This window comes from Streptomyces sp. NPDC024017, assembly GCF_040638895.1.
Taxonomy (GTDB): domain Bacteria; phylum Actinomycetota; class Actinomycetes; order Streptomycetales; family Streptomycetaceae; genus Streptomyces.
Genome location: NZ_JBEZYZ010000008.1, coordinates 239,349 through 260,762 on the forward strand (window position 1 = coordinate 239,349; position 21,414 = coordinate 260,762).

16 protein-coding genes and 1 pseudogene are annotated in these 21,414 nt (G+C 72.0%); 3 read left to right on the top strand and 14 right to left on the bottom strand.

Features of this window, described 5'->3' with window-relative positions; translation table 11 throughout:
* Positions 1-5 precede the first annotated feature (5 nt).
* From AB0G20_RS23115 to AB0G20_RS23140, 6 genes and pseudogenes are all read right to left on the bottom strand, one after another.
* A complete protein-coding gene (locus tag AB0G20_RS23115; protein WP_361305420.1) occupies positions 6-305 on the bottom strand; it encodes a hypothetical protein in 300 nt (99 codons plus the stop codon).
* Positions 306-453: 148 nt separating this feature from the next.
* Positions 454-1,218: a class I SAM-dependent methyltransferase gene (locus AB0G20_RS23120; protein ID WP_361305422.1), complete on the bottom strand. Its 765-nt coding sequence runs from the start codon at positions 1,216-1,218 to the stop codon at positions 454-456.
* A gap of 90 nt (positions 1,219-1,308) precedes the next feature.
* A complete protein-coding gene (locus AB0G20_RS23125) occupies positions 1,309-2,505 on the bottom strand; it encodes an aminotransferase class V-fold PLP-dependent enzyme (protein WP_361305424.1) in 1,197 nt (398 codons plus the stop codon).
* Positions 2,506-2,510: 5 nt separating this feature from the next.
* Positions 2,511-3,830 carry a pyridoxal-phosphate dependent enzyme gene (locus tag AB0G20_RS23130; protein ID WP_361305426.1) on the bottom strand — a complete coding sequence of 440 codons (1,320 nt, stop codon included), beginning with the start codon at positions 3,828-3,830 and terminating at the stop codon, positions 2,511-2,513.
* Positions 3,827-5,293 carry an alanine racemase gene (locus AB0G20_RS23135; protein WP_361305428.1) on the bottom strand — a complete coding sequence of 489 codons (1,467 nt, stop codon included), beginning with the start codon at positions 5,291-5,293 and terminating at the stop codon, positions 3,827-3,829. The genes AB0G20_RS23130 and AB0G20_RS23135 overlap by 4 nt, the downstream gene beginning before the upstream one ends.
* Before the next feature lie 185 nt (positions 5,294-5,478).
* Positions 5,479-5,679 (bottom strand): annotated as a pseudogene (locus AB0G20_RS23140) (serine/threonine protein kinase); the annotation flags it as partial.
* A gap of 253 nt (positions 5,680-5,932) precedes the next feature.
* Here AB0G20_RS23140 and AB0G20_RS23145 point away from each other — a divergent pair.
* Positions 5,933-6,565, top strand: a complete 633-nt coding sequence (locus AB0G20_RS23145) for a hypothetical protein (protein WP_361305430.1) — start codon at positions 5,933-5,935, stop codon at positions 6,563-6,565.
* A 4-nt stretch (positions 6,566-6,569) separates the two neighbouring features.
* Here AB0G20_RS23145 and AB0G20_RS23150 read toward each other — a convergent pair whose 3' ends face one another.
* The 3 genes from AB0G20_RS23150 to AB0G20_RS23160 all read right to left on the bottom strand — a co-directional run bounded on the left by AB0G20_RS23150 (position 6,570) and on the right by AB0G20_RS23160 (position 8,979).
* Complete coding sequence (locus AB0G20_RS23150; protein WP_361305432.1) at positions 6,570-7,112, bottom strand: DUF488 domain-containing protein; 543 nt, start codon at positions 7,110-7,112, stop codon at positions 6,570-6,572.
* 52 nt (positions 7,113-7,164) lie between these two features.
* Positions 7,165-8,694 carry a UDP-N-acetylglucosamine 1-carboxyvinyltransferase gene (locus AB0G20_RS23155; protein WP_361305434.1) on the bottom strand — a complete coding sequence of 510 codons (1,530 nt, stop codon included), beginning with the start codon at positions 8,692-8,694 and terminating at the stop codon, positions 7,165-7,167.
* 84 nt (positions 8,695-8,778) lie between these two features.
* Positions 8,779-8,979, bottom strand: a complete 201-nt coding sequence (locus AB0G20_RS23160; RefSeq protein ID WP_078899171.1) for a DUF4236 domain-containing protein — start codon at positions 8,977-8,979, stop codon at positions 8,779-8,781.
* Positions 8,980-9,283: 304 nt separating this feature from the next.
* On the opposite strand from AB0G20_RS23160, the gene acnA reads away from it, so the two are divergent.
* Together acnA and AB0G20_RS23170 are read left to right on the top strand one after the other, a co-directional pair.
* Complete coding sequence (acnA, locus tag AB0G20_RS23165; RefSeq protein WP_361305436.1) at positions 9,284-12,001, top strand: aconitate hydratase AcnA; 2,718 nt, start codon at positions 9,284-9,286, stop codon at positions 11,999-12,001.
* A gap of 218 nt (positions 12,002-12,219) precedes the next feature.
* The gene (locus tag AB0G20_RS23170) at positions 12,220-13,752 is read left to right on the top strand and encodes an ATP-binding protein (protein ID WP_361305438.1); all 1,533 of its coding nucleotides are present in this window, start codon (positions 12,220-12,222) and stop codon (positions 13,750-13,752) included.
* A 12-nt stretch (positions 13,753-13,764) separates the two neighbouring features.
* Here AB0G20_RS23170 and AB0G20_RS23175 read toward each other — a convergent pair whose 3' ends face one another.
* The 5 genes from AB0G20_RS23175 to AB0G20_RS23195 form a co-directional block, all read right to left on the bottom strand.
* Positions 13,765-15,120, bottom strand: a complete 1,356-nt coding sequence (locus tag AB0G20_RS23175; RefSeq protein WP_361305440.1) for a sugar ABC transporter substrate-binding protein — start codon at positions 15,118-15,120, stop codon at positions 13,765-13,767.
* Positions 15,121-15,206: 86 nt separating this feature from the next.
* Positions 15,207-16,505, bottom strand: coding sequence for a sugar ABC transporter permease (locus AB0G20_RS23180; protein ID WP_361305442.1), 1,299 nt, complete (start codon positions 16,503-16,505; stop codon positions 15,207-15,209).
* Positions 16,502-17,281: an ATP-binding cassette domain-containing protein gene (locus AB0G20_RS23185; RefSeq protein WP_361305444.1), complete on the bottom strand. Its 780-nt coding sequence runs from the start codon at positions 17,279-17,281 to the stop codon at positions 16,502-16,504. Before AB0G20_RS23185 ends, AB0G20_RS23180 begins: the two co-directional genes overlap by 4 nt.
* Positions 17,282-17,295: 14 nt before the next feature.
* Positions 17,296-18,378: a substrate-binding domain-containing protein gene (locus AB0G20_RS23190; RefSeq protein ID WP_361305446.1), complete on the bottom strand. Its 1,083-nt coding sequence runs from the start codon at positions 18,376-18,378 to the stop codon at positions 17,296-17,298.
* Positions 18,378-21,287, bottom strand: a complete 2,910-nt coding sequence (locus AB0G20_RS23195; RefSeq protein ID WP_361305448.1) for a SpoIIE family protein phosphatase — start codon at positions 21,285-21,287, stop codon at positions 18,378-18,380. The genes AB0G20_RS23190 and AB0G20_RS23195 overlap by 1 nt, the downstream gene beginning before the upstream one ends.
* Positions 21,288-21,414: the final 127 nt, after the last annotated feature.

The following is a 21,414-nucleotide window of genomic DNA, read 5'->3' on the forward strand; positions in this document are numbered from 1 at the left end:
TCCTGTCAGTGGTCGTCCCAGTGTCCCTCGTGGGCGGCGTGGCGGTGGCCGTCGTGCACGTAGTCCGTGTGGTCGCCGTGCCGTACGGCCAGGTGGCCGCAGTCGTCGCCGTGCTGGTGGTCGTGGTTCTTGTGCACCGCGTGGCCGCCGCTCGCGCACTCGTCGGTGTGGTCCTCGTGCGTCCGGTGGATGTGGCCGTCGTGGGCGTAGTCCGTGTGGTCGCCGTGGGCGAAGGCGAGGTGGCCGCAGTCGTCGCCGTGGGCGTGCGCGTGGTCCTCGTGGGTGATGTGCTCGGCGGTGGTCATGGTGGTGCTCCTCGTATGTGCTGGTGGCCGCCCGCGGTACCGGGGTCGGGCCGACATCGCGACATTAACATATAGCGATTCCTGCATGTATTGTCGGAGCGCCCGCCACTCCCCGCCACCTGTCGCGGGCGTACGGGTGAACCGCGCCTCAGCGCACCGCCACGATCACGCAGCTGTCGCCGTACTGCCACACCGGTCCGGCCTTGTCGAAGCCCGCCTGCCGGAGCAGCTCCAGGTGGGCGGAGAGGGGGAGTTCGGCGGGGCGGCCGCTGTGGAGGGGGGCTTCGCGGCGCCGGCGCTCCGCGAGGAGGTCGGCCAGCTCCGGGTCGTCGCCGACCGCGGCCCACCAGGAGCTCCAGTCCTCATGGGCGAACACGCGCTGCCGTTCGGCCCGGCACCGCCCGATATGGGCGGCGATCCCGGCCGGGCCCGTCGCGCCCTGGGGGAGATGGTCGCCGTTGACGAGGACGCCCCCGGGGCGCAGCAGTGCGGCCAGTTGCCGGTAGGTGCCGAGCAGGGTGTCGCGGTCGAGGTAGTGCAGGGCCGTCGTGGACACCGCCGCGTCCAGGGGCCGGTCCAGCTCCAGCTCCCACACCCAGCCGGGCGCGCCGATCTCCGCGTCGACGTAGCGGGCCGCGTCGGGGTGGTGGGTGCGGCCCAGCTCCAGCAGGAGGGGGTCCCGGTCCACGGCCACGATCTCCGCGTCCGGCAGTCGCCGGACCAGCCGGGCCGCGAGGGAGCCGGGCCCGCAGCCCAGGTCCACGACGAGGGGCGGAGCCGCGCGCCCCGCCGTGACGTGCTCGACGACATCGGCGATCACCGTGAACCGCTCCTCGCGGTCCACGGCGTACCGCCGCTGCTGGAGCTCCCAGCGCTCCACCCATCGCTCCGCCGTCGCCAGACTCAGCCCCATCCGCTCGCGCCACCTTGCCGTCTCGCACCTGTCTCCTGCCGGACCGAGCCTACAGGTGGAAACGGTTCCCATTACGCTTAGTTGGCGGTGTCACTGGAGTGATGCGAGAACGGACAGCAGCCGGTCGATCTCCTCAACCGTGTTGTACACATGCAGACTCACCCGCACCGAACCGGTCTTCTCGCCCGCGTCCCCCTGGCAGTGATGGTCGGAGCGGACCATGAACCCGTGGCTGAACAGGATGAACCCCAGGTCGCCCGAGTCGATGGCGCGGTGCCGCAGGGTCACGATGCCCTGGCGGCGCTGCACGGTCGTGTCGGCGGCCAGGCTGAGGGGACAGCCGAGGATCTCGTAGGCCTCCAGCCGGCGCAGCCCGTCGGTGAGCCGGGCGGCCAGGTCGGCCGTCCAGCGCTCGATCCGGTCGACACCGGCCGCGTCCAGCCAGTCCAGGGCCGCTTCGAGCGAGGCGATGCCCACGGTGTTCGGGGTGCCGCTCCACCCGCCGGGCACGAACGCGGGCCCCCGCACCTGCCGGGCCCACACCGCCCCGGAACCGGGCAGGGCCAGCGCCTTGTGACCGGAGAACACGACGAAGTCCACGTCCAACTCGGCCACGGACACCGGCAGATGACCGACGCTCTGCGCGGCGTCCAGGCAGATGACCGCGTCCGGGCCGACGGCCTCACGGATGCGCTGCACGTTCATGTCGCCGCCGTAGACGTGGTGCACATGGGTGGTGGCGACGAACCGGGTGCGCGGGCCCGCCCGTTCGGCCAGCGCCCGGTGGTCGTAGTCCCCGGAACCGCTCTGGTACGGCATCGGCACCACCCGGACGTGCACGCCCTCCCGCGCGAGCAGCTGCCGGGCCTCCAGCCAGGGCGCGATGTTGGCCTGGTGGTCGGCGTCCGGTACGACGATCTCGTCGCCGTCGCGCAGGAAGCCCGGCAGCCAGTCGCGGGCGACGGTCCGCAGCCCCTCGGTGGTGCCGCCGGTGAAGTGCACGGCGGAGCGCTCCGGCCGGGAGTCCCCGAGGAACCGGGCGACGCGCTCGCGGGTCCGCTCGACCAGCTCGGTGGTCCGGTTGGCCCAGGTGTAGGTGCCGCGCGCGGAGTTGGCGTTGGACGTGGTCAGGTACGTCTGCACGGCGTCCAGGACGGCCTGCGGCTTCTGCGCCGTGGCCGCGCTGTCCAGGTACGCCAGTTCGGGGTGCCCGGTGACGATGGGGAACTGGGCGCGCAGCGCCTGCTGCCACGGGCGCAGATCCTCGCGGGTGATCGGTGCGGTCATGCCGGTCAGTCCCGCACCAGGGGCGCGCCCGCATCCCGCCAGGCGATGATGCCGCCGGCCAGGCTGCGCACGTCCGGGTGGCCCATCCGGGTCAGCAGCGCCGCGTACCGCGCGGACTGCTCACCGACCGGGCAGGCCAGCAGCACCGGCTGACGCCGGCTGAACGGCAGCCCGCCCTGGAGGAGTTCCGCGAACAGCTCGTCGACGATGTTGACCGACCCGTCGATGTGCAGCGCCGCGTACGCGTACGGGCTGCGCAGGTCGACCACCAGCGGCCGGTCGGTGTCGATCCAGCGCCGGGCGTCCGCCACACCGATCGACGGCGCCGCGCCGACCTCGGCGTCGGACAGGTCGGCCGGCGAGTTCTTCCGGGGCGGCCGGCCCAGCAGGTCGGGGCGCCGCTGCCGGACGTAGCTCAGATAGCTCTCCACCCGGTCGCAGACGATGAACACGGCGGTCCGCCGCTCCTCCGACTCCTCGTCCAGCGCCCGCAGATGGCGGACGGCGCCGAAGTAGGCCGCCCCTCCGGTGGGCCCGCCGAGGATGCCGCAGCGGCGGTTCAGGGTCAGCATCCCCTCGATCGCCTCGTCGGCGCTGACCGACTCCATCGTGTCGTATGTCTCGGGGTCGAACAGGCCGACCTCCTGCACCTCGTCGATGGTGCGGATCCCCGGGATGAAGTCGGACTTGGCCGCCACCAGCCCGACCACCCGCACCGACGGGTCCTCCTCCCGCAGCGCGCGGGCGACGCCCGTGGAGGAACCGGCCGTGCCCACACAGGCGACGAACCAGTCCGGGACCCGGCCGTCCAGGTCCTTGACGATCTCCGGCCCGGTGCCGGTGAGATGGGCCTCGGTATTGCGCGGGTTGAAGTACTGGTCGGTGTGCAGATAGGCGCTGCCGGAGGCGGACAGCGTCCGGTGGAACAGGGTCAGCGGGTCGTCCGTGGCGGTCGGGTCGAGGCACTCGCTCTGCCCCGGCAGCTCCTCGATCTCCGCGCCGAGCAACAGCAGGAGGTCCTTGATCTCCGGGACCCGCATCCGGTTGGTGACGCTCTTGAAGCCCAGGCCGTGCATGCCCGCGATGACCGCCAGGGCCTTGGCCGTGTTGCCGCTGGACAACTCGACCACCTGGCTGCCGTGTTCGACCGCCTCGTCCAGCAGGGGCCCCGCCATGCCCCAGGCGGCACGGTCCTTGACCGAGCCGAAGGGGTTGAGCATTTCGAGCTTCGCGTACAGATCGATGGTGCGCAGGCCGTGCACCGCCGGGTCTATCCGCACCAGAGGGGTGTTGCCTATCGCCTCGGTGATGCTGTCGTACCTCACTGAGCTCCCCTCGCGGGCGTGATCGGCCAGAACTGGTCGTCCAGACACCAGCGCCAGGCGTCGCCGTCCTGCCAGGCGGCGACTTTGCGGGCGGCGGGCTGGTGCTGGGCGCGCGTGGCGTGGAAGTCCATGGCGTAGCCGGCGGTGTTGGCGAAGGCCAGCAGGTCGCCGGGTTCCGGGCGGCGCGGCAGGAACACCGTGCGCCGGGTGATCAGGTCCGTCTCCAGACAGAGGCTGCCGAAGAGGTGCACGGCGACGGGCCCCTCGCCCGGCCCGCCTCCGCTTCTGGGGATGACGACCGGGTCCATCAGCACTCCGTGGTCCTCCAGGGCGATGTCGTCCGCTTTCGCGGCCAGCCGTACGAGCAGTTCCCCACCGGCCTCCTGGGTACGGACCTCCAGCACACGCGCCAGCGTGAGTCCGCACTGGTCCAGCAGTGCCCGGCCGGGCTCGGTGTACAGGTCGTACAGGTGCTCCAGCAGCAGCGCCGCCAGCGGCCGTGAGCCCAGCGAGGGGGCGGGCTGGGCCAGCAGGTCGTCCAGGTAGGCGGCGCCGGCGACGGACCGGTGGGCGGGGTAGAGGCCGAGCGCGCCGCGCAGGGTGCCCGACTCGTTGCGCAGCCCGTAGCCGTGCCCGCCCCACGTCAGGGGCGGTCGCCGGCCGAGGACGGCGGCGGTGAGCTCGCTGGTGTACGCCTCCCACTGCTCCCGCTCGGCGAGATAGCTGATGCCGAACCCGCCGCCGACGTCCACGGCCCGGGGCCGCAACCCCCGGCTCCGGCACAACTCCAGGGCGGCCAGGCACCCTTCGAGGGCGGTCGCCTTCTCCGCGACGCTCGTGGTGTCCAGATGGAAGGCCACCCCCGTCGCCTCGACGGCGTCACCATGCCGCTCGACCGCCTCCAGCAGCAGCTCCAACTCCCGTACGGGCGTGCCGAAGCGGCTGCGCCGGCTCAGCACCTTCACGCCCGACGTCTGAAAGTCCGACAGCCGCAGCAGCACCCGCACCGGCGCGAGCGCGTGCTTGCGCACCAGGGCGGCGAGCTGGTCCAGCTCGGGGGCGGCGTCGACGCTCACCGTGACACCCGTACGCGCCGCCAGCCACAGGAATTCGGGGTTCTTCGGTCCCGTGGCCAGGATCCGGCCGGCGCCGAAACCGGCACCCAGCGCGTGCTGCAACTCGCCCAGCGACGCGACGTCCACGCCCGCGTCCGTCGCGGCGAGCCGCCGCAGCAGCGCACTGGACCGGTTGGCCTTGTGGGCGTAGAAGACCTGCCCCGACAGATGGTGCGCCCGGTACACCGACCGGAACCGCTCCAGGTTCTCGGCGATCTGGTCCGGCACCACGACGTGCAGAGGTGAGCCCAGTGCGTCGGTGAGCGAGTGCAGCGTGCCGTGCGCCGCCACGAGCGACCTCAGCCGTGGCTCCAGCCGCGGTTCGAGATACAAGGGCCGGCCGTCCATGCGCGCTCCCCCTCCTGAAGCCGCTGCGCCCGGCATCCGGGCACGTCGGACACTCCCCGCGTTTCGCCGTATAGCCCATATCCATTCTTCGGTCGCTTTACGCCCTGTTAGGCACGGACCTGTCCCGTCGCCGGTGTGAAGCGGATCACGGCCCCGAGGTGCGGCGCGCGCCGGGCGCACAGGGCTCAGCCCGTCCTGAAGCCGTCCCTGACCTGGTCGAAGACAGGGCGGTAGGTGTCCCACTGCGCCTGGGGTGCGGAGAGGTAGATGTCGTACTCACGACCGCCCTCGCGGCCGTAGCCGAGGTCGATGGCGCGGAACATGCGGGCCCGGCCCTGGAAGGTGAACTCCCAGACGGCGGCGGGTTGTTCACGGAAGGTGGTCCGACACCTGTACCCTCCGCCGCATTGTCCGCCTTGGGCGCCTTGATGCGCCCTGGTCACCTTAACGGCCGGACCCCGGCTCACCCGGGGCGGGAGTGAGGGGGATCACTGGCCGGGGACGCGCCCCTCGAACCCGGTTGCGCGCCGGTGACATTCGGGACGGATCCGTAGCAGGCGTACAGGGCAACGGATACGGCCGGTGGCGGGTCGTACCGGGGGCAGGGGCTGAAGCCCGCGCGTTCGACCGTGAAAACCAATGGGGGAGACCATGCAGATCCGTGCCCGAGGCATCCGTACCACCGTCGCGGCGCTGGCGGCCGTGGCCGGTGTCGCCGCAGCCGCCGTCCCGGCCACCGCCGCCACCGCGCCGGCCTCCGACACACCCCGGTTCCTGGAGCCGGCCGAACTGCCGCCGCACCCGGGCTCGCCCTGGTACGCCGGCCCGGTCACCGCCGGACAGCCCGACCCGCTGCCGATGTGCGTGGGCGACGCCCTGCCGTCCATCACCACGCACCGGGAGTACTGGACGGAGTACGACACGAACGCCCAGCAGATCACGGTCGTGGAGCGCAGCGAACAGCGCGCGAAGGACTTCGCGGCACTGCTGCGCAAGGACCTCGCCGGCTGTGCGAAGAAACTGATGCAGCAGGACCCCGACATCACGGCGACGCAGAAGTACTACGGCCGGCTCAACGTCGAGGAGGGCGCCGACGTCTACGGCATCCACACCGCCTCCGCCTGGGGCTCCTCCGACATCGGCCTCTTCTCGGTCGGCCGCGACGGCACGACCGTGACGGTCGTCCGCTGGGGCCAGATGGGCAACTTCCAGCACGCCCAGGTGTCCGACTTCAAGGCCACGACCGTCACGGCGGTGAACAAGCTGTACTGACGGCTCAGTCCCGGGTCGACTCGGGAGCGTCGTACACGAGGAGCCCGTCGTCGCGCAGGCGGGCTCCAGGCGTCGGCGTATGGGCACTCAGGCGCCCGTCGTGCATGAGGTGCAGGGCCGGTACGCCGCGGGCGAGGACGGCGAAGTCGGCGATCAGCCTGCGGTGGCAGCGCCACCAGACGGCCTCGCTGCACATCACGGCCGTGCGGGCGTCCGCGGCCTCGTGCAGCAGGCGGTCCATGGCGGAGACGAACTCGGGGGAGCGGGTGTGGGCGGCGTACCCGCGGAAGGACTCGTTGCGCCACACGACGTCCGGACTGTCCGCGGGCAGGGGGCGGAACCCGCCGAGTGCGGGTTCCCACCGGTAGGCGAGGCCGGCACTCGGCATCCACTCGGCCAGCCGCTCCCGCAGCAAGTCGGGGTCGCGGCGGCTGCCGGGAGCGGTCCGCACGTCCACGACGGCCGCCACACCGGCGCGGCGCAGCAGCTCGCCGATCCGGCCCCGGCCGGCGGTGCTGTGCCCGAAGGTCAGCAGGGACGCGTCCACAGGGGCGGACTTTCCCGTTTCGGGGGGCCCACACCTGAGGACGCGCCGCCGGTCAGATGTCCCGGAACGTCTCGATCTGCGCCCCGATCGAGTTCAGCCGCTCCGCCAGATCCTCGTACCCGCGGTTGATGACGTACACATTGCGCAGCACCGACGTGCCCTCGGCCGCCATCATCGCGAGGAGGACGACCACCGCGGGGCGCAGCGCCGGCGGGCACATCATCTCGGCGGCGCGCCAGCGGGTCGGGCCCTCGACCAGGACGCGGTGCGGGTCCAGGAGCTGGAGCCGGCCGCCGAGACGGTTCAGGTCGGTCAGGTAGATCGCGCGGTTGTCGTAGACCCAGTCGTGGATGAGGGTCTTGCCCTGCGCGACGGCCGCGATGGCCGCGAAGAACGGGACGTTGTCGATGTTCAGGCCGGGGAACGGCATGGGGTGGATCTTGTCGATCGGCGCCTCCAGCTTGGAGGGCCGGACGGTGAGGTCCACCAGCCGGGTGCGGCCGTTGTCGGCGAAGTACTCGGGCGTGCGGTCGTGGTCGAGGCCCATCTCCTCCAGGACCGCCAGCTCGATCTCCAGGAACTCGATCGGCACCCGGCGCACCGTCAGCTCCGACTCGGTGACGACGGCCGCCGCGACCAGGCTCATCGCCTCGACCGGGTCCTCGGAGGGGGAGTAGTCCACGTCGACGTCGATGGTGGGCACGCCGTGCACGGTGAGCGTGGTCGTGCCGATGCCGTCGACCTTGACGCCGAGGGCCTCCAGGAAGAAGCAGAGGTCCTGGACCATGTAGTTGGACGAGGCGTTGCGGATGACGGTGGTGCCGTCGTGCCGGGCGGCCGCGAGCAGCGCGTTCTCGGTCACCGTGTCGCCGCGTTCGGTCAGGACGATCGGGCGGTCGGGGCTGACCGCGCGGTCCACCTGGGCGTGGTACTGGCCCTCGGTGGCGGCGATGTCCAGACCGAAGCGGCGCAGCGCGATCATGTGCGGCTCGACCGTGCGCGTACCGAGGTCGCAGCCTCCGGCGTACGGCAGTTTGAAGTGGTCCATGCGGTGCAGCAGCGGGCCGAGGAACATGATGATGGAGCGGGTGCGGCGGGCCGCGTCCGCGTCGATCGCCGCCAGGTCCAGCTCGGCCGACGGCACGATCTCCAGGTCGACACCGTCGTTGATCCACCGGGTGCGCACGCCGATGGAGCCCAGCACCTCCAGGAGGCGGTACACCTCCTCGATGCGGGCGACGCGGCGCAGCACCGTGCGCCCCTCGTTGAGCAGTGAGGCGCACAGCAGCGCCACGCACGCGTTCTTGCTCGTCTTCACGTCGATGGCACCGGACAGCCGGCGCCCGCCGACCACCCGCAGATGCATCGGACCGGCGTAGCCGAGCGACACGATCTCGCTGTCGAGGGCCTCCCCGATGCGCGCGATCATCTCAAGGCTGATGTTCTGGTTGCCGCGCTCGATCCGGTTGACGGCGCTCTGGCTGGTTCCGAGCGCCTCCGCCAGCTGCGACTGCGTCCAGCCCCGGTGCTGCCGGGCGTCGCGGATGAGCTTGCCGATGCGTACGAGGTAGTCGTCTGCCATGTGATTGAGGTTATCTCAGATATGAGATGGTGCCCGACCGGGGGGTCCGAACGGGTGACGGAATGTCACCCCCGTCCGGTGGCCTCAGTGTCGACGCGCCCTGGTGGTGCGCCGCCATCCGAAAGGTCCGGGCAGGTCCATCGATGTCGTACGACGTCCTGTGCTGCTGCGGGTGTGGCGCGGGCCGTTCTTTCCGCCGCCGGTGGTGATGGACCAGGAGCGCTTGTTGATGTTCAGCCGCACTCCCGGAAGGATCCGGAAACTCTTGCGGAACGTGAGCGGCATGGAGTGCCTCCTCTCGGTGTCACCGGGCGACCCCGGTTCCGTGCGAATACCCCGACTTTGCGCACTGATGGCAGATCGTCCACGGGTGTGCGGCGGACGCCACGGGATCCGGGCATGACCATCCGGCCCTCGTGTACTAGAGTTATCTCGACATCGAGATATCTGCCGAGGGGCACCGCAGCCGCACGCCACCATCAGGTCTACTGGTAAGGCTCACCTAACTTAGCCTTACCTTAGCGGATCGGTCGAGATGCCGTGGCGGCAGGATCGTGGTGGTACGCGCACATCAATGAAGGAGACTGTCGTGTCGGCGAACAGCTTCGACGCCCGCAGCACGCTGCAGGTGGGCGACGAGTCGTACGAGATCTTCCGGCTGGACAAGGTGGAGGGCTCCGCCCGCCTTCCCTACAGCCTCAAGGTCCTGCTGGAGAACCTGCTCCGCACCGAGGACGGCGCGAACATCACCGCCGACCACATCCGTGCCCTCGGTGGATGGGACTCGCAGGCCCAGCCCAGCCAGGAGATCCAGTTCACGCCGGCCCGCGTGATCATGCAGGACTTCACCGGCGTTCCCTGCGTAGTGGACCTCGCGACCATGCGTGAGGCCGTGAAGGAGCTGGGCGGCGACCCGGCGAAGATCAACCCGCTGGCGCCGGCCGAGCTGGTCATCGACCACTCCGTCATCGCCGACAAGTTCGGCACGAACGACGCGTTCAAGCAGAACGTCGACCTGGAGTACGGCCGCAACAAGGAGCGCTACCAGTTCCTGCGCTGGGGCCAGACCGCGTTCGACGAGTTCAAGGTCGTCCCGCCCGGCACCGGCATCGTGCACCAGGTGAACATCGAGCACCTGGCCCGTGTCGTGATGGTCCGCGAGGGCAAGGCCTACCCGGACACCCTGGTCGGCACCGACTCGCACACCACCATGGTGAACGGCCTCGGCGTCCTCGGCTGGGGCGTCGGCGGCATCGAGGCCGAGGCGGCCATGCTCGGCCAGCCGGTCTCCATGCTCATCCCGCGCGTCGTCGGCTTCAAGCTGACCGGTGAGCTCACCCCCGGCACCACCGCCACCGACCTCGTGCTGACCATTACCGAGATGCTGCGCAAGCACGGCGTCGTCGGCAAGTTCGTCGAGTTCTACGGCGAGGGCGTCGCCGCCACCTCGCTGGCCAACCGCGCCACCATCGGCAACATGTCGCCGGAGTTCGGCTCCACCGCCGCGATCTTCCCGATCGACGACGAGACCATCAACTACATGCGGCTCACCGGCCGCAGCGAGCAGCAGCTCGCGCTGGTCGAGGCGTACGCCAAGGAGCAGGGCCTCTGGCTCGACCCGAAGGCCGAGCCGGACTTCTCCGAGAAGCTGGAGCTCGACCTCTCCACGGTCGTCCCCTCCATCGCCGGCCCGAAGCGCCCGCAGGACCGCATCGTCCTCGCAGGCGCCGCCGAGCAGTTCAAGACGGACGTCCGCAACTACGTCGACTCCGTCGACGAGGCGGGCCAGGAGTCCTTCCCGGCCTCCGACTCCCCGGCCGTCGCCCCGAACGGCGCCCCGTCCAACCCGGTCACCGTGACCGCCCCCGACGGCACGTCGTACGAGATCGACCACGGTGCGGTGACGGTCGCGGCCATCACCTCCTGCACCAACACCTCCAACCCGTACGTCATGGTCGCCGCCGCCCTGGTGGCCAAGAAGGCGGTGGAGAAGGGCCTGACCCGCAAGCCGTGGGTCAAGACCACCCTCGCCCCGGGCTCCAAGGTCGTCACCGACTACTTCGAGAAGGCGGGCCTGACCCCGTACCTCGACAAGGTCGGCTTCAACCTCGTCGGCTACGGCTGCACCACCTGCATCGGCAACTCCGGCCCGCTGCCGGAGGAGGTCTCCAAGGCCGTCAACGACCACGACCTCGCGGTCACCTCGGTCCTCTCCGGCAACCGGAACTTCGAGGGCCGCATCAACCCCGACGTCAAGATGAACTACCTGGCGTCCCCGCCGCTGGTCGTGGCCTACGCGCTCGCCGGCTCCATGAAGGTCGACATCACCAAGGACGCCCTGGGCGCCGACCAGGACGGCAACCCGGTCTTCCTGAAGGACATCTGGCCGACCGAGGCCGAGGTCAACGAGGTCGTCGCCAGCGCCATCGGCGAGGACATGTTCTCCAAGTCCTACTCGGACGTCTTCGCGGGCGACGCCCAGTGGCAGGCGCTGCCGATCCCGACCGGCAACACCTTCGAGTGGGACGCCGAGTCCACCTACGTGCGCAAGCCCCCGTACTTCGAGGGCATGACGATGGAGACCACCCCGGTCTCCGACATCGCCGGCGCCCGCGTGCTCGCCAAGCTCGGCGACTCGGTCACCACCGACCACATCTCCCCGGCCGGCGCCATCAAGGCCGACACCCCGGCGGGCAAGTACCTCACCGAGCACGGTGTCGAGCGTCGTGACTTCAACTCCTACGGCTCCCGCCGAGGCAACCACGAGGTCATGATCCGCGGTACGTTCGCCAACATCCGTCTGCGCAACCAGATCGCGCCGGGCACCGAGGGCGGCTACACCCGCGACTTCACGCAGGCCGACGCGCCGGTGTCGTTCATCTACGACGCCTCGCAGAACTACCAGGCCGCCGGCATCCCGCTGGTCGTCCTGGCCGGCAAGGAGTACGGCTCCGGCTCGTCCCGCGACTGGGCCGCCAAGGGCACCGCGCTCCTCGGCGTCAAGGCCGTCATCGCCGAGTCGTACGAGCGCATCCACCGCTCGAACCTCATCGGCATGGGCGTCCTGCCGCTGCAGTTCCCGGAGGGCCAGTCCGCCGCGTCCCTCGGCCTCACCGGTGAGGAGACCTTCGACTTCACCGGCGTCGAGGAGCTCAACAACGGCACGACCCCGCGCACGGTGAAGGTCACCACCGACACCGGCGTCGAGTTCGACGCGGTCGTCCGCATCGACACCCCCGGCGAGGCGGACTACTACCGCAACGGCGGCATCATGCAGTACGTGCTGCGCAGCCTGATCCGCAAGTAAGCGGACCGCCACGGCAGTTCGAGGGCCGCGTTCCCGGGTGACCGGGGGCGCGGCCCGCGCCGTTCGCGGGCAGCACATCGCCGGTGCTCAGGCTGAACACAGGGTTCCCCCAGCCGGCCGGTACAGGATCGGTACATGTCTGGCACCCCTGGGTCCCCGCGCGGCCGTATCCGAGTCCCGTCCGCCGCCGGCGCGCCCGGTCCGGCCGAGGACGGACGATGAACACGCCCCCGGCCACCGGGTCGCGCCCGCGCGCCCTGCGCACCCGGCTCCTCCTCCTGATCGGCGCCGTCCTCGTCGCCGTCTGTGCCGCCCTAGCCCCGGTGGCCTTCCTCGTCCAGCGGGCCCTGTTGCTGGACGACCTCGACGGCCGGGTCATGGACGCCGCCGAACACGGCCTGGCCGAGGCCTCGCTCCGCCCCGACGACGACCGTGACCTGACGTTCCTCGACGGAAAGGGACACCCCGCCGGGCTGCTCGCCGCCCGGCTCGACGCGCGGGGCACGGTCACCGCCGCAGCCGTGACCGGCCCGGACGCCGGCCCGCGACCCCTCACCGACGGCCGGCGCACCGCCCTGCACGGCATCGCCCCCGACGGCAGCCCCCACACCCGCACCGTCCCGGGCCTCGGCACCTACCGGGTCACCGGCCTCGACGCGAGCGGGGTCCGCGTCCTCGCCGGACTGCCCGTGGACGACGTCCAGGACCTGACCGGCCGGCTCGCCGTGGCCGAGGCGGCCCTCGGCGTCACCGGACTGGTGGTCGCGGGCTGCGCCTGTGCCGTGGTCGTAGGGCGCCAGCTGCGCCCCCTCGACCGGGTCGCCGCCACCGCCGCCGAGGTCGCCCGGGCGCCGCTCGGCCGCGACCGGCCCGCCGGGCTGCCCCGGGTGCCCGAGGCGGACACCGGCCCCGGCAGCGAGGCCGGGCAGGTCGGCGCCGCGCTCAACCGCCTGATCGACCACGCCGAGTCCTCCCGCGCAGCGCGCCACCGGGACGAGGAACGGGTGCGCCGCAGCGAGGAACGCATGCGCCGCTTCCTCGCCGACGCCGGCCATGAACTCCGCACGCCGCTGGCGTCGATCGCCGGATACGCCGAGCTCATGAACCGCGGTACCGCTCCGTTCGATCCGGCCCTGGCCTGGCGCCGGGTCTCCGCCGAGTCGGCCCGCATGGCGGGCCTGGTCGAAGACCTCATGCTGCTGGCCCGCATGGACGAGGGCCGCCCGCCGCGGTCCGCCGAGGTGGACTTGGCGGCGCTGGTCGCCGAGGCCGTGTGGGAGGCCCGGGCGGCGGACCCGGACCGCACCTGGCGACTGGCGCTCCCCCTCGACGCCCTCGACGCATCCGCGCTGGTCACCGGCGACGAGCCGGGTCTGCGCAAGGCCGTGGCGAACCTCCTCGCCAACGCCCGCCTCCACACCTCGCCCGGCACCACGGTCGTCGCCGAGCTGGAGGTCGATGCCGAGCTCCGCGTGATCCGCGTCCGGGACGACGGCCCTGGCATTCCCCCGCATCTCCTCGCGACCGTCTTCGACCGCTTCACCCGCGCCGACGCCTCCCGCGCGCGCAGCGGCCCGGGCGCCGGGGGGTCCGGGCTGGGTCTGGCCGTCGTCGAGGCGATCGTGCACGCGCACGGCGGACGGGTCCGGGTGGACAGCGTGCCGGGGCACACCGAGTTCACCGTGGAACTGCCGCCCAGGACCGAACTTCCCTCGGAGGGCCGGGTGCTGGGCCTCTCCGAGCAGCGGTGAGGGGTCGCCGGTTCACTCGCCGCGGTACTTCGCCGCCGCGGCCTGGGCGAGGTCCTGCGCCTTCTCCAGGGCCGTGTCCACCGACTGCTGTCCGGCGATGGCGGCGGCGATCTGCTCGGACACCGCCGTACCCAGCACGGCGAACTCGGGGATGCCCAGGAAGCCGATGCCCTCGTAGGGGCGGGGGCCGACGCCGGGGTCCTTCGGGTCGGCGGAGTCCGTCGCCGCCGTGTACTCCTGCCGGTACCAGGCGCCGGCCGCCTGCTGGTACTCGGGCTTCTCGTAGAGGGATTTGCGGTTCCCGGCGGGCGCCGAGGTCCAGCCCACCTCCTGGCCGACCAGCTCCTGGAACTCCTTGGAGGACGCCCAGGAGATGAACTCCCAGGCGGCGTCCTTGTTCTCGGCCGCCTGCTGGATGCCCCAGGCCCAGGTCCACAGCCAGCCGGCCTTCTCGGTCCGCTCGTGCGGGGCCGGGACGTAGCCCACCTTGCCCTTGACCGCGGAACTGTCGGCCTCGATCGACGAGGCCAGCGACGTGGCGTCGTACATCATGGCGCACTTGCCCTGGACGAAATGGTCCAGGATCTCCAGCACGCCCATCCGCTCGGCGCCGGGCTGGCCGTGGGAGCGGAGCAGGTCGACGTAGAACCGGACGGCCTGTCTGAACTCCGGTGAGGTCAGGCGGGCGTTCCAGTCCATGTCGTACCAGGCGCCGCCGAAGGTGTTGACGACCGTGTTGATCGGGGCGAGGTTCTGGCCCCAGCCGGGCAGGCCGCGCAGACAGATGCCGCTCGCGCCGTCGGTGCCGTCGACCCGGGCGGCGAGGTCGGCGACCTGTTTCCAGGTCGGGTTCGGCGGCATGGTCAGCCCGTCCTTGCGGAACAGGTCCTTGCGGTACATCAGGAAGGAGCCCTCGCCGTAGAAGGGTTCGGCGTAGAGCTTGCCGTCCTCCCCGGTCAGCGAGGACGAGAGGTTGGGGAAGACGTCGTCCTGGTCGAAGTCCTCGTCCGCCTTCACATAGGAGTCCAGCGGGGCGAGCCAACCGTTGTCCGCGTAGATCGGCACCTCGTACGCGCTGACGCTCGCCACGTCGTAGGTGCCGGCCTGGGTCGCGAACTCGCGGTTCATCTTCTCCCGCGCCTCGTTCTCCGGCAGCAGCGTGTAGTCGACGGTGATGCCGGTCTCCGCCGTGAAGTGCTTCTTGGTGAGCTTCTTGAGGGTCTGGATCTGCGGCACGTCCGTCGCGAGCACACTGACGTCGGCCTGCTCCTCGTCCGCGGGCAGATCGGTGTCTCCGCACCCGGCGAGAGCCAGGCCGGCGGCGACCGTGACGGCCACGGCCGCGCAGGTGAGGCGGCTGCGCTTCATGACATCTCGCCCCATACCCACCTTTGCCATTTATTAGGCATTTCATGGGAAAGGGAATAATGGGGGCGACTCGGGCAGGCCGCGGTTCATGGCCGGCCGCGTCTGGCCTGAGCGCGCCGGGACAGCGCGTCGGCCGCGACGGCGGCCAGCAGCACCCCACCGGTGATCATGAACTGCACGGCGTCCTGCACCCCCAGCAGCCCCATGCCCGAGGCGATCGACTGGATGACCACCACCCCGAGCAGCACCGACCAGGGCGAGCCCCGTCCGCCGAACAGACTCGTCCCGCCGATGACGGCCGCCGCGATCGCGTTGATCAGCAGCATCCCCGAACCGGCGGCACGGGCCGTCGTGGGGCTCGCCGAGGTCAGCCCCGACGCCACGAACAGCCCGCCGACCGCGGCCAGCGTCCCCGACACCATGAACATCGCGACGCGCACCCGCTCCACCCCGATCCCGGCCCGCCGCGCCGCCTCGACCCCGCCGCCGAGCGCGTACACCCGCCGCCCGTAGCGGGTGCGGCGCAGCACGTAGTCCGAGACCACCAGCACCACCAGGAAGATCAGCAGCGCGAGCGGCAGCCCCTGGAACCGGTTGAGGGTGTGGGCCGCGGCGAAGGCGATCACCGCGAGCAGACCGGTGCGCACCCAGATCTCGGACTGGGGCCGGTAGGGCATCCCGGTCGCCCGGTGGCGGCTCCGACGGCGGCGTGCGGCCAGGAAGTACCCGGCCGTGCCGAGCGCCGCGACCGCGTACGCCGCCAGGTCGTCGCCGAAGTGCCGGCTGGTCAGGGAGGCGACCAGGCCCTCCTCGTCGATGTTGATCGTGCCGCTCGCCCCCAGCAGGTAGAGCGTCAGGCCGTTCCAGATCAGCAGCCCGGCCAGCGTCACCACGAACGCGGGCACGCCGAGCCAGGCGTGGAAGAAGCCGTGGAAGGCGCCCACGGCCGTCCCCGCGGCCACCGCCACGATCACCGCCAGCCATTCCGGCACCCCGTGGTTCACGTTCAGCACCGCGAACGCGGCCCCCGCCAGGCCGCTGACCGAACCGACCGACAGATCGATCTCCCGGATCAGCAGCACGAACACGATGCCGACGGCGACCAGCCCGGTTCCGACGATGTCCACGCTGAGGTTGGACAGGTTGCGCGGTGAGAGGAACTTGTCGTCCAGCCCCTGGAAGACGATCCAGATCACGATCAGCCCGGCGATGACCAGGAGCGGACCCCGCTCACCGTCGCGCACGCTGCTGCGGACCTCCAGCGCGTACCCCCGCAGGGTGTCCTGCCAGCCGCGGGTGGCGCGCCGCTCGCGGCCGGTGGTGACCGGCCCGGCGCTGCCCGGCCCGGCCGGCCCGCCGTCCCGGTGCGGCCCTTCGCGGCTCACGGCCACGCCTCCTCGTCGCCCCTGGAGCGATGGGCCACGGCGTTGTCCGCCGCCCCGGTGACGGAGGAGAGGAGCTGCTCCTGGGTCACCGTGCTCACGTCGAACAGCCCGTTGTTGCGGCCCAGCCGCAGCACCGCGACCCGGTCCGCGACGGCCTTGATGTCGCCCATGTTGTGACTGATGAGGATGATCGCCATACCGCGGTCGCGCACCTCCTCGATCAGGTCCAGCAGATGGCTGGTCTGCTCCACGCCGAGGGCGGCGGTGGGCTCGTCGAGCAGCAGCACCTTGGGGGCGCCCATCAGCGAGCGGGAGATCGCGACGGCCTGCCGCTGCCCGGCCGACAGCGCGGCGACCGGCATCCGCACGTCGGGGATGCGGATCGACAGGGCGCGCATCAGATCACGGGCGCGGCGCTCCATCTCGACCTCGTCGAGGATGCCCACCCGGTCGATCTCGCGGCCGAGGAAGAGATTGCCGACGACGTCCAGGTTGTCGCACATGGCGAGGTCCTGGTAGACGGTCGCGATGCCCAGGGCGTGGGCGTCGTGCGGGCGTTTGATCTGCACGAGGCGTCCCTCCCACTCGATGACGCCCCGGTCGGCGGGGCTGACCCCGGAGATCACCTTGACCAGCGTGGACTTGCCGGCTCCGTTGTCGCCCGCCAGCGCCACGACCTCACCGGCCCGGACCTGCAGGTCGACGTCCAGGAGCGCCTGGACGCCGCCGAACCGCTTGGTGATGCCGCGCAACGCCAGTACGGGTGGATGGGCCACGGGGACCACCTCACTCACCGGGTGAGCCCGGCCCGTTCGCAGGCCGAGCGGAGCTTCGGGGTGCAGATCTGGTCGAGCGTGTAGACCCCGTCCCGGACGAGCGTCCGGCCGATCGTCTCGCGCGTCACGGCGGACGGGGTGAGCAGAATCGCCGGGACGTCCTCGGTCGTGGGGCTGTCCACCCTCGACGTGACCAGGGCGTCGATGTCGTTGCCGCGCGCCAGGGCGACGGCCATCGCGGAGGCCGCCTCGGTCTCCAGCCGGAACGGCTTGTAGACGGTCATGTACTGCTCGCCCTTGACGATCCGCTGCACCGCGTCGAGGTCGGCGTCCTGCCCGGTGACCGGGGGCAGCGGTGAGACGCGGGCGCTCTTGAGCGCCGAGATGACACCGGCCGCGATCGAGTCGTTGGCCGCGAGCACCCCGTCGATCAGGCCCGGGCCGAGGTCGCTGATCGCGGCGGACATGTGGTCGTGCGCGTTCTCCGTACGCCAGCCCAGGGTGTTGTACGACTTCAGGATCCGCACGTCGTCCCGGAGGACGGACCGGGCCCCGCCCTCGTACCAGGCGGCGTTGGGGCTGGACGGGTCGCCGTTCATCATGACGACACCGCCGCCGTCGGCCCTGGCGCCCATGCCCTTCATGAGTGCCCGGCCCTGGAGCCTGCCGACCTGGGCACCGTCGAAACTGACGAACCCCGAGATCGGGCCCTCGGCGAGCCGGTCGTAGGCGACGACCGGGATGCCCTCGCGCTGCGCCGCGCGGACCGAGGAGCGCAGGGCCTTGGGGTCGACGACGTCCAGGATCAGGGCCGAGACCCCCCGGGTGATCATGGAGGTCATCTGCTGCCGCTGGCTCGCCGCGTCGTTCTCGGCGTTGGCGTACACGACCGTGCAGTCGGAGCACAGCTCCTTCACCCGCTTCTCGATCAAGGGCTTGTCGGACTTCTCCCAGCGGGGCACGGCCCGGCTGGGCAGCAACAGCCCGATGGTCAGCCCGTCCTCGCTCTCCCCACCGCTGTCGGTACATCCGGCGAGGGACACGGTCAGCAGGACCGCCAGCAGCCCGGCGGCGCCGCGCAGGCCGAGGCCACGCATCAGAAACCTCCCTCGTGGGGCCGGTTCCGGGGGACCCCACCGTCGCCCCGGCCCGTGTCGTGGTTCTCGGCCCCGCGCGTGGTCCGGTCCACGGCGTGGTCCGTGGTCCGGTCGTTGCTGCGGTCCATGATCTGGTCGTTGCTGCGCTCCCTGGCCCGGTCGTCCTCGTGGGCCGGGACCTGGTCGCGGGACCTGCGGCGGTCCCGGTTCCGGCCCAGGCCCCAGGTCCGGTCGCGGCCGAGGCCCCAGCCGCGGCCCGGCCTGCGCTCCTCCTCCGGCTCGGCCTCAGGCTCCTCGTCCGGCTCCTCGCCGGGTTCCGTTTCCCGTTCCGGACGGGTGACGACGATCTCGCTCCACACCTGCTTGCCACCGCCCACCGGTACCGAGCCCCAGGCCGCCGACACGGCCTCGACCAGGAAGAGGCCCCGGCCGCCCGTCGACTCCCAGTCCACGACCACCGGCTTGGCCGGCGCCCGGGGCGAGGAGTCGCTCACGGCCATCCGCAGCCGGTCCGCCGCCAGGGTCAGCTCCAGCCGGACCGCGCCCTGCGTGTGCACCAGCGCGTTGGTGACCAGCTCCGACACCACCAGCAGAACGGTGTCGGCCTCGGCCGCGATGCCCCACGAACGCAGCGTGCGCGCACTGAACCGGCGGGCGTGCATCACCGCGTCCGGCAGCCGCCACACCACCCAGCCCGCCCGCACCGGCCGTATCCGCATCCCGTCGTAGCGCAGCAGCAGCACCGCCACGTCGTCCTCGCGGCGCCCGGCCTCGCCGAGCAGCTCGTCGGCCATCCGCCCCGGGTCTACGGGATCGGCCGCGGCGAGCGCCTGGCGTACGAGCCGCATCCCCTCGTCCACCTGCAGCTCCGCCGACTCGACCAGACCGTCCGTCACCAGCGCGAGCACCGAGCCCTGGGCGAGCGCGAGTGCCGTCATCGGGAACTCCGCGTCCTCCAGGACGCCCAGCGGGAGCCCGCCCTCGACCGCGATCTCCGCGGTGCTGCCGTCGGGGTGCCGCACCAGCGGTGCCAGATGCCCGGCCCGCACGAACAGCGCGTTGCCCTCCTCCATGTCCAGCTCGACGTAGCAGCAGGTGGCGAACAGGTCGGTCTCCATGCCGACGAGCAGGCGATTGGCGTGCGCGACGACCACGTCCGGCGGATGCCCCTCCACGGCGTAGGCCCGGACCGCCGTGCGCATCTGGCCCATGATCGTCGCGGCTCCGGCGCTGTGCCCCTGCACGTCCCCGATGACCAGCGCCACCTTGCTCTCCGACAGCGCGATCACGTCGTACCAGTCGCCGCCCACCTGGAGCCCGCGCCGGGCGGGCAGGTAGCGGGCCACGGCGGTGCCCCCGGGCAGCCGTGGGAGCCGGCGCGGCAGCAGGCTGCGCTGGAGCATCGTCGCGAGTTCCTGCTCGGCGTCGTAGGCGTGCGCGCGCTTCAGGGCCTGCCCCACCAGGCCCGCGGTCGCGGTCAGCAGGGCCCGCTCCTCGGGGGCGAACTCGTGCGGGGTGTCCCAGCCGACCAGGCACACCCCGGCCACCCTGCTCCTGGCCGGCAGCGGCAGTACCGCGAGCCCGCCGGGGCCGATCCCCGCGAGCCCCGGTTCCAGCACGGAACCCCCCGGCCACAGGCTCATCCGCCCGTCCCGCAGCGCCGCCTGGAGCGTGGGCAGGGCGGTGACCGGTGCGTCGGGCCACTCCGAGCGCCACTCGCGCCGCCACAGCTCAGGCCAGGCACCCGCACCCGGCGGATCGAGCACGGTGACCGCCAGCCGGTCCTCCAGCAGCTCGGCGAGAGCCACCCGGTCGGCACCCAGCGGCTCGCGCAGCGCGGCGACCACCACACGGCTGACGTCCCGGACGGTCGTGGCGTCGTCGAGCGCGGCCGTCAGCCACTGGATCCGGGCGACGTCGCTGGCGCTGCGGCGCAGCACGGGCGCCGCGCTCACCACGCCCAGCACCCGCTCCGGAGCGCCGTCGGGCCCCTTCAGCACCCGGCAGCTCATCCGCAGCCAGCACAGTTCACCGGTGGGCCTGCGGATACGGAACTCCAGCTCACGGCGGCCCGGGGTCTGCGCGGACGGCTCGATGACCGACATCAGCGCGGGGACGTCCTCCGGGACGCTGTACGAGAGCAGGGTGTCGGTCTTGTCGTCGAATCCGCCCTCGGGGATGCCGACGAGTTCGAGCAGGGCCGGGTCCGTCTCGACCAGCCCGGTGCCGGGCGACAGGGCGAAGGAACCGACCCCCATGGCGCGCAGGGCGGAATCCAGCAGCGGCGAGGGCGCCGTCCGGTCGGCCTCGCCGCGCAGCCGCTCGGCGACGGCCTCGGCGTACCGCTCCAGAAACTCCCGCTGCTCGGCCCCGAACCCCTCCCCGGCCTCTCCCACCACGACGAGGCACCCCAGCCACCCGCCCGCCGCCCCCAGCGGCAACGCCCCGAGCGGGGCGGAGGGGGCTGCGCCTTCCTCCCGCCGTGCGACCACCGGCCCCGCGAGCCACACGGCCCGCCCCCGCAGATAGGCCTCGGCGATGGCCGGGAAACCGCCTCCCGGGTCGTCCGGGCCCGGAGGCACCGGGGTGGGGGCGCCCGGGGAGGTGATCGGTGACTCCGGCCCGGGGGAGCTGCTCGACCCCGTGTCCGGAGATCCCCCCGAAACCGAGACCGCCACCCGCCCCGGCAACTGGTACCGCTGCTCGGGGTCGGCCCCGGCCGTCTCCACCAGCCGGAGCTCCGCCCCGTCCTCGCTGCGCACGTACGCCGCCGCCAGCGCCACCCCGGCGAACGCCAGCAGCCGCGCTCGCGCGGCCGGCTCCGGAGCGGGACGAGGCGGACCGGTGCCCCCGTTCCCCGGCGCCCGAAGACCGGGGACCGCGGCCCGGGCATCGCCGTAGTGGGGCATGTCCGCATCCACCTCCCGTCCATGCCGAAGCCACCGGCAGGTGGGAGTCCCCGGAACTCAGGCGACGACGACGCGGGCACGGGACCGGCGGCGCGGGGTCGCGCCTCCCATGGCGGATCCACGCCGC

Excerpts from the sequence above, each read along its gene's own strand:
- AB0G20_RS23115 (WP_361305420.1), bottom strand. The coding sequence starts at position 305 with ATGACCACCGCCGAGCACATCACCCACGAGGACCACGCGCACGCCCAC.
- AB0G20_RS23120 (WP_361305422.1), bottom strand. The coding sequence starts at position 1,218 with ATGGGGCTGAGTCTGGCGACGGCGGAGCGATGGGTGGAGCGCTGGGAG.
- AB0G20_RS23125 (WP_361305424.1), bottom strand. The coding sequence starts at position 2,505 with ATGACCGCACCGATCACCCGCGAGGATCTGCGCCCGTGGCAGCAGGCG.
- AB0G20_RS23135 (WP_361305428.1), bottom strand. The coding sequence starts at position 5,293 with ATGGACGGCCGGCCCTTGTATCTCGAACCGCGGCTGGAGCCACGGCTG.
- AB0G20_RS23145 (WP_361305430.1), top strand. The coding sequence starts at position 5,933 with ATGGGGGAGACCATGCAGATCCGTGCCCGAGGCATCCGTACCACCGTC.
- AB0G20_RS23155 (WP_361305434.1), bottom strand. The coding sequence starts at position 8,694 with ATGGCAGACGACTACCTCGTACGCATCGGCAAGCTCATCCGCGACGCC.
- AB0G20_RS23160 (WP_078899171.1), bottom strand. The coding sequence starts at position 8,979 with ATGCCGCTCACGTTCCGCAAGAGTTTCCGGATCCTTCCGGGAGTGCGG.
- AB0G20_RS23170 (WP_361305438.1), top strand. The coding sequence starts at position 12,220 with ATGAACACGCCCCCGGCCACCGGGTCGCGCCCGCGCGCCCTGCGCACC.
- AB0G20_RS23175 (WP_361305440.1), bottom strand. The coding sequence starts at position 15,120 with ATGAAGCGCAGCCGCCTCACCTGCGCGGCCGTGGCCGTCACGGTCGCC.
- AB0G20_RS23190 (WP_361305446.1), bottom strand. The coding sequence starts at position 18,378 with ATGCGTGGCCTCGGCCTGCGCGGCGCCGCCGGGCTGCTGGCGGTCCTG.
- AB0G20_RS23195 (WP_361305448.1), bottom strand. The coding sequence starts at position 21,287 with ATGCCCCACTACGGCGATGCCCGGGCCGCGGTCCCCGGTCTTCGGGCG.